This window comes from Paraburkholderia nodosa (genome assembly GCF_001718195.1).
In the GTDB taxonomy this organism is placed as follows: Bacteria; Pseudomonadota; Gammaproteobacteria; order Burkholderiales; family Burkholderiaceae; genus Paraburkholderia; species Paraburkholderia nodosa_A.
Genome location: NZ_MCNV01000007.1, coordinates 148576 through 160736, shown reverse-complemented (window position 1 = coordinate 160736; position 12161 = coordinate 148576). Strand labels below are relative to the sequence as shown.

General features: G+C 61.8%; 10 protein-coding genes and 1 pseudogene. 6 read left to right on the top strand and 5 right to left on the bottom strand.

The window, feature by feature from the left end; genetic code table 11:
* Positions 1-26: 26 nt before the first annotated feature.
* On the bottom strand, positions 27-266 hold the full coding sequence (locus BFD71_RS40525; protein ID WP_141710677.1) for a hypothetical protein: 240 nt from the start codon (positions 264-266) through the stop codon (positions 27-29).
* A 24-nt stretch (positions 267-290) separates the two neighbouring features.
* Between BFD71_RS40525 and BFD71_RS14900 the strand changes: the two genes are divergently transcribed.
* The 3 genes from BFD71_RS14900 to BFD71_RS14890 all read left to right on the top strand — a co-directional run bounded on the left by BFD71_RS14900 (position 291) and on the right by BFD71_RS14890 (position 5120).
* Complete coding sequence (locus tag BFD71_RS14900) at positions 291-1577, top strand: dicarboxylate/amino acid:cation symporter (RefSeq protein WP_069265240.1); 1287 nt, start codon at positions 291-293, stop codon at positions 1575-1577.
* A gap of 160 nt (positions 1578-1737) precedes the next feature.
* Positions 1738-3714 carry a sensor histidine kinase gene (locus BFD71_RS14895; protein WP_069265069.1) on the top strand — a complete coding sequence of 659 codons (1977 nt, stop codon included), beginning with the start codon at positions 1738-1740 and terminating at the stop codon, positions 3712-3714.
* A 32-nt stretch (positions 3715-3746) separates the two neighbouring features.
* Positions 3747-5120: a sigma-54-dependent transcriptional regulator gene (locus BFD71_RS14890; RefSeq protein ID WP_370684279.1), complete on the top strand. Its 1374-nt coding sequence runs from the start codon at positions 3747-3749 to the stop codon at positions 5118-5120.
* Between the two features lie 71 nt (positions 5121-5191).
* On the opposite strand, the gene BFD71_RS14885 is transcribed toward BFD71_RS14890, so the two are convergent.
* Positions 5192-5725: a TlpA disulfide reductase family protein gene (locus BFD71_RS14885; RefSeq protein WP_069265066.1), complete on the bottom strand. Its 534-nt coding sequence runs from the start codon at positions 5723-5725 to the stop codon at positions 5192-5194.
* 197 nt (positions 5726-5922) lie between these two features.
* Here BFD71_RS14885 and BFD71_RS14880 point away from each other — a divergent pair, with 197 nt between their 5' ends.
* Entirely contained in the window at positions 5923-6471 is a 549-nt protein-coding gene (locus BFD71_RS14880; RefSeq protein ID WP_083245289.1) for a hypothetical protein, read from the top strand.
* Between the two features lie 418 nt (positions 6472-6889).
* On the opposite strand, the pseudogene BFD71_RS14875 reads toward BFD71_RS14880, so the two are convergent.
* Positions 6890-8332, bottom strand: a pseudogene (locus BFD71_RS14875) (YifB family Mg chelatase-like AAA ATPase); the annotation flags it as partial.
* Between the two features lie 13 nt (positions 8333-8345).
* Between BFD71_RS14875 and BFD71_RS42165 the strand changes: the two are divergent.
* Together BFD71_RS42165 and BFD71_RS14865 are read left to right on the top strand one after the other, a co-directional pair.
* A complete protein-coding gene (locus BFD71_RS42165; RefSeq protein WP_256094727.1) occupies positions 8346-8765 on the top strand; it encodes a hypothetical protein in 420 nt (139 codons plus the stop codon).
* A 188-nt stretch (positions 8766-8953) separates the two neighbouring features.
* Positions 8954-10060 carry a hypothetical protein gene (locus tag BFD71_RS14865; RefSeq protein WP_141710675.1) on the top strand — a complete coding sequence of 369 codons (1107 nt, stop codon included), beginning with the start codon at positions 8954-8956 and terminating at the stop codon, positions 10058-10060.
* Between the two features lie 479 nt (positions 10061-10539).
* Here the strand turns inward: BFD71_RS14865 and BFD71_RS40515 are convergent, their stop codons facing one another.
* Positions 10540-10938, bottom strand: coding sequence for a hypothetical protein (locus tag BFD71_RS40515; protein ID WP_141710674.1), 399 nt, complete (start codon positions 10936-10938; stop codon positions 10540-10542).
* 167 nt (positions 10939-11105) lie between these two features.
* Positions 11106-11999 (bottom strand): hypothetical protein, encoded by an 894-nt coding sequence (locus BFD71_RS14860; RefSeq protein ID WP_069265056.1) that lies wholly within the window; start codon positions 11997-11999, stop codon positions 11106-11108.
* Between the last annotated feature and the right edge of the window lie 162 nt (positions 12000-12161).

Sequence of the window (12161 nt, the reverse complement as noted above, 5' to 3'; positions counted from 1 at the left end):
TCCTGTCTTTCTGGAAATCCGAACGCTCATAGGGCGCGATTCTGGAAAACCAGATTCGCGCCTTGGTTCGTTGGATAAAAATCCTTATAAATCAATGGCGTGAGCGGTTGCGCTAGCTGGCATTCTCCTTGCAAATAAGAACGCGCGGCCACCCCGGCCGCGACAAAAAAAACAGCAAGGAGACAGCCGATGTCCGATCCCCTCTTCCGGTTTCGCTGATCCCCAGTTTCGACCTGTCGCGGCCCGAACTCGATTCGTTCGGCCATTGGCTTAACTCATTTGCAGGAACCATCGTGAAGAAACCTCTCCACAAAGTCCTCTATTTCCAGGTGATCGTGGCGATCGTCATCGGCGTGATCCTCGGCCATTACTGGCCCGCCATCGGCATCGACATGAAGCCGCTCGGCGACGCCTTCATCAAGCTCATCAAGATGGTGATCGGGCCGATCATCTTCTGTACCGTCGTGACCGGCATCGCCGGCATGGAGGATATGAAGAAGGTGGGCCGCGTGGGCGGCAAGGCGCTGCTCTACTTCGAGATCGTCTCGACCTTCGCGCTCGTGCTCGGCCTGATCGCCACGCACGTGCTGAAGCCGGGCGCGGGCTTCAACGTCGACGTCCATTCGCTCGACGCCAAGGCCGTGGCCAGCTACGCCGAAAAGGCGCATGGCCAGAGCAGCGTCGACTTCCTGATGCGCATCATTCCGGACACGATCACCTCGGCGTTCGCGCAGGGCGAAATCCTGCAGATTCTGCTGATCGCGCTGCTGTTCGGCGCCGTGCTCACGCAACTGGGCGAGCGTGGCCGCGTGGTGACCGAGTTCATCGACAGCATCTCGGGCGTGCTGTTCGGCGTCGTGAAGATCGTCACGAAGCTCGCACCGATCGGCGCGTTCGGCGCGATGGCGTTCACCATCGGCAAGTACGGCGTGGGCTCGCTGATCCCGATGCTCAAGCTCATCGGCACGTTCTACCTCACGTCGATCGTGTTCGTGCTCGTCGTGCTCGGCGCGATCGCGCGCTTCACGGGCTTCTCGATCATCCGCTTCGTTTCCTATATCAAGGAAGAGCTGCTGATCGTGCTCGGCACCAGCTCGTCGGAATCGGCCCTGCCGCAACTGATGCAGAAGCTCGAGCGCCTTGGCTGCTCGCGCTCGGTCGTGGGCCTCGTCGTGCCGACCGGCTACTCGTTCAACCTCGACGGCACCAACATCTACATGACGATGGCGGTGCTCTTCATCGCCCAGGCGACCAACACCGATCTCACGTGGACGCAGCAGCTCACGCTGCTCGCGGTGACGATGCTCACCTCGAAGGGCGCGAGCGGCGTGACCGGCGCAGGCTTCATCACGCTGGCGGCCACGCTCGCCGTGGTGCCGACCATTCCGCTCTCGGGCATGGTGCTGATCCTCGGCATCGACCGCTTCATGAGCGAATGCCGTGCGCTGACCAACATCGTCGGCAACGGCGTGGCGACGGTCGTGGTCTCGGCATGGGAGAAGGAGCTCGACCGCAACAAGCTGCGCGCCGTGCTCTCCGGCGAGGTCGAAGAAATGAAGGAAAGCGCAGGCGCGTAAGCCGCGCTGGGCGGGCGTGTGCAGGCCGTGAGGCGCGCCGCCCGCCGATGTCTGTTCTCTCGATGTTTCGCGGCCGTAGCCGCAGGGCGGCGCGAGCGTTTCCCCTGCGCGAGCGCCGCCCGTTTTTGTTTCTCGTCTGACTTCGCCGCAGTTTGGCTGAGTGGGTCCGAAGCGCATAGTCCGACCCGGACGCCCCGGAGCGGCGCGGCCGTGTGCCACAATCTCCCTCATCCCCCTCGACCGTCTGGAAGCCGCTCACGTGACGCGCCGCCTCATCATCCTCTTCGCGCTCGCAGCCGGCCTCGTCGCGGTCTGTGCGCTGACGTGGGCGCTCACGTGGCAGACCGGGATCGACGCGCTGCGCCGCAACGCCGCCGTGCGCGGCGACCGCACCGCGGCTTCGCTCAAGAGCACGCTCGAGCGCTACGACTCGCTGCCCTATATCGTCGGCGAGCATCCGCTCGTGCAGGACGTGCTGGTCGATCCGAGACCCGAGTGGGTGGCCGCCGCGAACCGCTATCTCGAAGACGTGAACCGTCACGCGCGCGCCACGACGACCTACATCATCCGCGCCGACGGCATGAGCATCGCGGCGAGCAACTGGCGCGACCCCGATAGTTTCGTGGGCGCGGATTACCGCTTCCGGCCGTATTTCATCGACGCGATGAACGGCCGCGTGGGGCGCTTCTTCGGCATCGGCACGATCTCGCACGATCCGGGCTACTACGTGTCGCAACCCGTGCGGCGCGACGGCAAGATCGTCGGCGTGGCCGTGGTGAAGCTCAATCTCGAATGGTTTCCGGGCACCGATGCCTCGGAGCCGCTGCTCGTCACCGACGATCACGGCGTGATCTTTCTCTCTTCGGTGCCCGCGTGGAAGTACCGCACGGTACGCCCGCTGCCGCCGGCCGTGGTGGCCTCGATCGACGCCACGCGCCAGTACGCGAGCGAGCCGATCGCGCCGCTGCCGACGCGCGTCGAACGCGTGTTGCAGGGCGGCGCCGACATCGTGCGCATGGGCGCCGGCATCCGCGCACCGCGTTACCTGGAAACGCGCCGCTCGCTCGTCGAGCCCGACTGGCATCTCGTCACCATGTCGTCGATCGATCCCGTGCTCGAAGCCTCGCGCAACGCGACCATCATGACCGGTTTCGGCTACGTTTCGCTGTGCCTGTTCGGCTTCTACTGGCGCATGCGGCGCGCACGCGTGAGGGAAGTGATGCGCAGCCGCGCGATGCTGCAAAAGGCCTATGCGATGCTCAACGAGCGCGTGGCTGAGCGCACCGCCGATCTCTCGCAGGCCAACGAGCGCCTGCAGCGCGAGGTGGCGGAGCGCACGCGCGCCGAGGCGGAACTGCGCGCGACCCAGGACGAGCTGATCCAGGCGAGCAAGCTCGCCGCGCTCGGCCAGATGGCGGCGGGCATCACGCACGAACTGAACCAGCCCCTCGCGGCGTTGCGCAGCTTCTCGGACAACACGCGCGTGTTTCTGGAGCGCGGCCAGTACGCGGCGGCCACCGAAAACCTCGAGGCGATCGGCTCGCTCACCGAGCGCATGGGCAAGATCGTCAATCAGCTCAAGCTGTTCGTCGGGCGCGCGCGGCCGAGAGGCGCGCGCGCACCGGTTGCCCGGGCGCTGCGCAACTCGCTCGCGCTGCTCGGCAAGCGGCTCGATGGCGTGCGCGTGGATCTCACGTTGACGGAAGACGGCGCGCCGAGCGTGCCGCTAGATGTGGACGCCGAATACCCGGACCTCAGCGCGCAGAGCGACGACCTGCGGCTCGAACAGGTGCTCATCAACGTGCTCGGCAATGCGCTCGACGCCGTGGGAGGCCTGCCGTCGCCGCGCATTGCGATCGACGTGCAGGCGAGCGCCGCGACGCTCGCCATCGCGGTGAGCGACAATGGACCGGGCATTCCCGACGATGTGCTGCCGCGCCTCTTCGAGCCGTTTTTCACGACGAAGGAAATGGGGCAGGGGCTCGGCCTCGGACTCGCGATCTCCTCGTCGATCGCACGCGACTGCGGCGGCTCGCTCACGGCGAGCAACGTACCCGAAGGCGGCGCGCGCTTCGTGCTGACGTTGCGCCGCGCGCGTGCCGATGCCGAGAGCGCGGCGCGTGCCGCGGGGTTGTGACGCTGGGTTGCGTGGCTGGCTTTTGAATCAGGATGACGAACGAACATGGTGAACGCATGGTCAATACCGCGCCCGGCCGGGTGCTCTACGTAGAGGATGACGAACTGGTGCGCCGCGCGGGCGTGCAAAGCCTGCAGCTCGCCGGCTTCGACGCCGCCGGTTTCGCCAATGCGGAAAGCGCGCTGCCGCTCGTCGATGCCGACTTCGCGGGCGTCGTGGTGAGCGATATCCGCCTGCCCGGCATGAGCGGGCTCGATCTGCTCGCGCAATGCCACGAGCGAGCGCCCGAGGTGCCCATCATCCTCGTGACGGGCCACGGCGATATCTCGATGGCCGTGCAGGCCATGCGCGACGGCGCTTACGACTTCATCGAAAAGCCGTTCGCCTCCGAACGCCTCATCGAAACGGTGCGGCGCGCGCTGGAGCGGCGCCTGCTCGTGCTCGAAAACCTCGCGCTGCGCCGCGAGCTGGCGGGGCACGACGCGCTCGCGCCGCGCATCATCGGCAAAAGTCCGGCGATCGAACAGGTGCGCAAGCTCATCGCGAACGTCGCGCCGACGGACGCCTCGGTGCTCATCAACGGCGACACCGGCGCGGGCAAGGAACTGATTGCGCGCAGCCTGCATGAGCTTTCGCCGCGCCATGACAAGCCGTTCGTCGCCGTGAACTGCGGCGCGCTGCCCGAACCGATGTTCGAGTCGGAGATGTTCGGCTACGAGGCGGGTGCTTTCACGGGCGCGGCCAAGCGCCGGATCGGCAAGCTCGAGCACGCGAGCGGCGGCACGCTCTTTCTCGACGAGATCGAAAGCATGCCGCTCTCGCTGCAGGTGAAGCTGCTGCGCGTGCTGCAGGATGGCGTGCTGGAGCGCCTCGGTTCGAACCAGCCGGTGCGCGCCGACTTGCGCGTGGTCGCGGCGGCGAAGGGCGACATGAGCGAGCACGTCGCGGCGGGGACTTTCCGGCGCGACCTGCTGTACCGGCTGAACGTCGTGACGATCGCGTTGCCGCCGCTGGCCGAGCGCCGCGAGGACATCGTGCCGCTCTTCGAGCACTTCCTGCTCGACGCGGCGGTGCGCTACCAGCGTCCTGCGCCGCTCCTCACCGAGCGCGATCGCATGCGGCTCGCGCAACGCGACTGGCCGGGCAACGTGCGCGAACTGCGCAATGCGGCGGACCGCAGGGTCCTCGGGATTCCCGACGATCTGTCGGCAGTCGCGGCGGCCGGCGAGGACGACGCGTTGCCGCTCAAGGAGCGCGTGGAGCAGTACGAGCGCGCACTGATTGCCGACGCGCTGCAGCAGAGCAACGGCGCGGTCGCCCAGGCCGCCGAGCGGCTACAAATGGCGAAAGCCACGTTGTACGAGAAAATTCGCCGCTATGGGCTGGTGGCGCGCGGCGAGGCGTGAAGCGGCACAAAGAGGCATAAAAAAAGCAGCGGTTTTTCCGCTGCTTTTTTATTGGCTACGCGAATCGCGTATCAGGTCGCCAGCGCCTTCTGCAGCAACTGGTCGAGTTCGGCGAACTGCGGCTCGCCCACGTAGCGCTTGAGGATCTTGCCGTCGCGGCCGATCACGAAGGTAGTGGGCGTGAGCTGGACGTTGCCGAACTGCCTGGCCGCCGAGCCGTCGTCCATCGCCACCTTGAACGGCAGCTGGCGCGTTTGCGCGTAGTTGGCGACGTACATCGGCGCGTCGTAGTTCATCGCCACTGCAACGAACTCGAGGCCTTCGCCCTTGAAGCGGTTATAGGTCTGGACCATCTTCGGCATTTCCGCCATGCAGGTCGTGCAACTCGTCGCCCAGAAGTTGACGAGGTAGACCTTGCCCTTGAGGTCGTTCGTGGAGACCTTCTGGCCGGACAGGAGCGTGAAGGTGGCGTCGGGCACGCGCTGCTGGCTGCCGAAGAACGCGAAGTAGCCGGCCACAGCGATCGCGACGACGACCACCGCCGCGCCAATGCGCGTGAGCGCGCCGGAACGCTTGTTCGAAGAATTCGGGGATGCAGCGGTCATGAGCCTTGCCTCGTGCGCCGAAGGGCGCGGGTGTCGAGCGCAAATATTGTAGCGCCGAATTTCCCGGCATAGCGGTTGCGAGACAACATCCGGGTATGCGTCGACGGATAATGTCGCGCACCTTTCACCTCCGTAACGAACCGCGCCCCATGGTCCTGGACATCCTTCGCCGTGCCCGACTCACGTTGAATCTACCGATGCGCGCCTCCGTTCCTGCTCGCGTGGCGGCGCTGGGCATACTCGCCGCCGCGTTCGCGCTGGCCGCCTGCTCGCCCACTTACGATTGGCGCACGATTTCGAACGATGCGAGCGGCTACGCGATCGATCTGCCGGCCAAGCCCGACAAGGACGAGCGCCGCATCGACGTGAACGGCACGCCGATGCGCATGCGCGTGCAGACGGCCGAAGTCGCCGGCGACGTGTTCGTGGTCGGCACGCTCGATCTGCCCGACGCGCAGCCCGCAACGCAGCAAAAGGCACTCGACTTCCTGCGCGCGGGCCTCGCGCGCAACGTGGGCGCGGCTGCCGAGACACACGCGGTGGGGGTGCCGCTTGCAATGGGCGGCTCGGTCGAGGGCGTCGAAATGCGCATGGCCGGCAAGGCGGGCGCCAACGGCGAGACGCGCACGATCCACGCGCGGCTCGTGGCAAAGGGCGCACGCGCCTATCAGGTGGCGATCGTCGGCCGTACCGAGCCGCCGGTCGAGCAGGTCGATCAGTTCTTCGGATCTTTCAAGCTGTACTGAGTTTTGGGAGTCCGCAGTACGCCTTGCGTCGCGATGTTTTGGTCACACAGCGGCGGGCGCTTGCGGGCCGAAGTGAAAGTTGCGCTGCAGGTAAACACGCTAATTATCGGATTTGATTGACGGTTTACTGGTTACCCACAGGAGCTGTGGGTAACTTTGTGGAAAACAACGCCCCGTTGGCCGGAAAGGGCCGTCCTGTGGGCTTTCTGTTAGTTCTGGCCGCTTTTCTGTAAATCCAGAAGGGTAGAAGAATCAATAGGTTACGAAAGCGATCGTAGCGTAATGCGAACCATGCTCAGAACCAGGGGCATCATGACGAAATGTGCATAAGTCAAGTCTTGACTTCGACTTATTGGCGCTATTCACATTCCCTGCGGCGCAAAGCGGCAGCGCTCTCCGGCGAAACCGGCACTGCGGGTTACCGCTCGGTGAACACGCGCCGGTACTGCACGGCCTCCGCCACGTGGGCGGCTTCGGGCATCGCGGCGCCCGCGAGATCGGCGATCGTGCGCGCGACCTTGAGCACCCGGTAATGGGCGCGTGCCGACCAGCCAAAGCGCTCGCCCGCTTCGCGCAGCAGCGCTTCCCCGGCGGCGTCCGGCTCGCAGACTGCGTCGGTTTCGCGGCCGTTCAATTCGCGATTGGTTTTACTCTGGCGCGCCAGCTGGCGCTCGCGTGCCGCCTGGACGCGAGCGGCGATCGCGGCGCTCGATTCGGCGTTCGTGCTCGCGCGAGCGGCCAGTTCGGCGGGCGGCAGCGCTGGAATCTCGATCTGGATGTCGATGCGGTCCAGGAGCGGCCCCGACAGCTTGCGCAAATAGCGCGCGGCGCTTTCGGGCGTGCAGCGGCAGCGACCAGCGGGGTCGCCGCGCCAGCCGCACGGGCAGGGATTCATCGCGGCAATGAGTTGGCAGGCGGCCGGAAAGTCGGTTTGCCACGCGGCGCGGGAAATGGTGATCGCGCCCACTTCGAGCGGCTCGCGCAGGGTCTCCAGCACGTGGCGGTCGAATTCGGGCAGCTCGTCCAGAAATAGCACCCCTAAATGCGCGAGCGTGATCTCGCCCGGCTGCGGCGGATTGCGCCCGCCGATCAGCGCGGCGGCACTCGACGAGTGATGCGGCGCGCGAAACGGCCGCTTGCGCCACTGCTGCGGCGTGAAACCGACCGCGCTGGCGGAGAGCAGGGCGGCGGAGGCTAACGCCTCGTCGTCCGTCATGGGTGGCAGGAGCCCGGGCAGGCGTGCGGCGAGCATCGACTTGCCGGCGCCTGGCGGCCCGACCATCAACAGATGGTGCCCGCCGGCCGCCGCGACTTCGAGCGCCCGGCGCGCCGCGCGCTGGCCGACGACGTCGGCCATGTCAGGGGGCGTGGCGATGGGTCCAGTGTCGAGGGCGCTCGCGCGCACGGGGGCGAGGCGCGCTTCGGGATCGCCGCCCGCCAGATGGGCGCACAGGGAGCGCAGGTCTGCCGCGCCGTACACCGCGACATCTGGCACGAGCGCCGCTTCGGCAGCGTCTTGCGCAGGCAGATAAAGCTCGGGCATGCCGGAGCGCGCTGCTTCGCCGGGTTCAGTATCGGGAATCCGAAGGATGGCGCTTTCGCCTATGGGCTCGCGGCTGAACGCTGCCGCTTCGTCGAAATGCGCTGCGCGCTCTCTGTGCGCGCGTGCCGTGCCGCAAGCCATGGCAAACGCGCCGCGCATGGGCCGCACGGCGCCGGTGAGCGAAAGCTCGCCCGCGAACTCCCGGTGCGCGAGTGCCGCAGCCGGGAGCTGACCGCTCGCCGCGAGAATGCCGAGCGCGATGGGCAGATCGAAGCGGCCGGATTCCTTGGGTAGATCGGCGGGTGCCAGGTTGACGGTTTTCCAGACAGTATTGAAATTCGTCAAAAAGAGCGGTGTCGTGGCTTGGCTTTACGCATTATTCCATAATGCGAAACGCTGGCCCGGGCCGTTACAAATATTTAGCCAATCTTTAAAAAGAGAACCATCCGCCACCACCACCAATCCGCTCGCGGGCTTCGTTTTTCCGTTGATCGAACTCGGCCGCGTTGTCGTGACGCCTGCCATACTCGAACACCTCGAACGCGAAGCTGTCGATATCCAGTCGTATCTGCATCGCCATGAACACGGCGATTGGGGCGACATAACCGCGAGCGATGCCAATGCTAATCTGCTGGGAGCTATCTACGGCGGACGTACGTTTTCGGCGTATGAGGTCGCGGGCAAGCGCGTATGGATCATCACGGAAGCCGATCAGACTTCGAGGGCTGTACTCTTCCCAAACGAGTATTGAAGCAGAGCGATGACATAACAACGAAGATGGACGAACGCGCGCCCCACCGAAAACTCCACAAGATTTGCACAGTGGCGCGCCCCTTCTTTGCTGCATCGTCGCGAGCAGCGCAACTTGCTGCGTGCCGTATACTTCATGCCAGTCCATTCTGAATGTATGCACACATGCTTTTCTCAAGATCGATCGGCTTGATCGCTTTTCTGCTAACTTTACTGGCTCCTGCGGCCTACGTGCTGGGCGCGACACTGCCATTGCCTGAGAACTACAGGACGTTATCTTCACCAAACGCTATCAGCCAACATCTGAATCAGACCGACGAACGGATATCAAGTCTACAAAACGCGCTAGTCGAGCAGTCGAACACAATTGACACACTTCATTCGAATCAATCTGGTCTGACACGAGAGCTACAGGCACAACATGCCCAGCTTCAGAAGGTAGAAGCGGAGCTTTCAGCGATGATCGCAGACAGCAACACGGCATCCATTCGGAATGACATCGCAACCGCATTTAACGTCATCGGTATGATCTTCGGTATATTGGGCGGCGTATTGATGGCTGGCGCCCAACTGTCCGCGAAGCAGGAACGTATAGCGGATATTCGTGTGACCCGAAGTCTTGTGGATCTTGGCACTCGCGAGATACGCAAAGAACCGATCCTGAATTTCTTCGGCCTGCTCGGCAGTGTTGCGATAGCAATCGGCTTTGTCTTCCAGTTCATCGGAGCGCTTGTTGCCGCACCTTTGTCTATCCCGATCCTAGTCATATCGGGCGTAGCAGCGTTGGTCTTTGTCGGATACCTTATCGTCTTTTTCCTGCGTTACACCCCAGACCAGACACCGTCAGAAAAGGCTGCGGTCGTGATGTACAACTTTCGTCGTCACATCATCCAGCCTGTGTGGCGGAACGTCTCTCGCCGCAAGATCATCACCTGCAACGTATGTCAGAAGAGACTCGATTTTGCAAATACACAAGTCTGGTGGCTCTACGAAAACAATGTGGAAAATTTTCCTTATCTTCACCAACCATACAATTTTCACTATGGCCACGAAGCCTGTCTACCTCGGATACCCGCATTTGGTGTCTACTTCAATACCAACGCTCGGCATGATGGCCTCTACTCAGGAAAAGCAGTCGCGAGAGAGTTCCTCGAAAAGGACATTCCGCGGTTCCGAACGTGGTACGTCGAGTTCCACCGTCACTGGACTGAAAAGCGGAATGCTCCGAGTGAAGAAACCGCGTGGGAAGAACAACTCAATCACGTAGAGCACGATATCCGTGGCCTTGACAGTTAGACAGAATGGAACTGGCTGACACCTTGAAGACCGCTGCCGAACTGATACGAAATCCGCTGCCGAACTGATACGAAATGCGAGCGGACTTCGCGTTACGGCGGGCGCAGGTATGGGCGTCGATTCCGGGCCGCCTGATTTCCGTGACGATGACAGTTTCTGGCGTGCACATGCGGCATTCGCCCCCCATCGCGCCGAGCTTACTCAGTCTAAATCATCTCGAATACTCCACGCAAACCTCCTCGTCGCAGAAACATAGCTCCGAGTCACAACAATTGAGGTTTCGCAGACTTCCTCTTTCTTTTTGTCCCAGTAGGTCCAAATAGCCCGCGTGCTCAAACTTCCATCTTTGGCGCGACTGCCCTCAATTCGGCAGATCGCGTCAGGCGATGGCCATCCAGTTTCATGCCGTGCGACATAAGCATCCACCTGGAGCTGAACTTCCTTCGCATCATGTTCAGTCAATGAAGCCATACCAATCCTTATTTTTCAAGACATTCTTTAGTTGTCACTTCCCATGGCCTCACTGAAGCTACAGGCTTACGCACTACCTTAATCCTCTGCGGCCGTATCGGGTTCCATTGTGCGATCAGTTCTTGCTCGTAACCTTCTACATCGTCGAAATGATCTGCGCCTACCTCTGCTATGTACAGCGAAAAGCCTGATCGAAGCATTCCAGCAATGAGATGCACGTATCCGCTGTTGTATCTTGCCGTCCCCGCATAACCCGACTTCTGCTTTGTCCCAAAGAGCTTCGCCTTGCCTATATAAAACGGCCTATCACCATCCACTGGATGATGAAATACATACAAACAAAACGACTGCGACAAGGCCTCGTCCAGTGTCTGGTAGTCGAATCTATTCCATACTAGATGCATCACAACAGCGGCTCCGTGACGTAAAGCATCGGCAGCTTCGAAATTTTTTTCATTCGGAGCAATATTGAGCGGTTGCAGCGGAACTTATGGCGTTCGACTGATCCGAGACGGATGGGCCTAAAGAACCACCACAAACCTTGATTTTGTAAGCCGTTGACAGCAACAGTAACTCAAGGAATCTTCGTCGGACGCGGAGACAGCCATCTGTCAACGCGACTGAGCGCATCGTAAATAGACTGCCAACATCTGAATGCAATTTCAGACGCAAGAGCCCGCCGTTGGTCAGGTGGCATCCCTGAATGGTGTACGGCGAGCGCTCCATCTATAACGTCCGTAAGTGCCGTCATCCTCGCGACTTGCCTTCGGTGCGTGCTGACAACACTCAACAAAAATATTCCGACACCGGTAAGGACCGCGGCAATAAGAACGAAATACGGCCCATATTTGCTGGTCCAAGGTCGCTTGGCCAACTCACGATCGCTGTAGTGCGCGTACTCAAACGCTTGCCCTTCAAAACCATTTCCGCTGGCCACGACTGAAATCACCGGCGCCTGCATGCCACTGAAGTAAAGCGAAATTGCTCGACCAGGCTCAAGCGATTCCTTCCGGTTAAACCTGGAAATTTTGAATACAAGAGATAAGGTATCTCCGTTTGTGTGCTGCTCAACGCCCTCTGCTTCGAAGTCTTCAGCGACTCCGTTCGCTACGCGAAACCCCAGAAGCGAGGGCGGCTTCCCCTGCGCACCCAACGCATCCACCTGAACCCGCAAGTCAGTTGTATCCCGATCCGAAAAATTATACAAATTAATTCGCATTCCGCTGATGCTGTCAATTTTCTTTCCATTTTTGTCGGTATAGGAAAATTGAACACCTGGAACCGGCGACATAGGACTCCACGACGCCTCATGAAATGTCTGATAATCGACGTAGCGAGTCGCACCCTCCGCATTGGCAGCCGCTACCTCGGCATTACGAGTGGCGTAGTAGGTAACCACGAGCGTCGCAGCCGCGGTCAGGATGATGGTTCCCAGGTAGTTTAATGCCTTGATAAGTTGCTTGTTCATTTCAACTGAGGCGAATAGAACCTCCCACCATATCGGCAGTTCGAGAAATTACTTTAGCGACGAAACGCCCAAGGATTCAAACAGTTCTTCGACGGTTGCGTACTCGGTCCACGGGCAGCGGTCAGGGTCTATCAGTGCGCGGTAACGTCGGTTCCGTTCGGC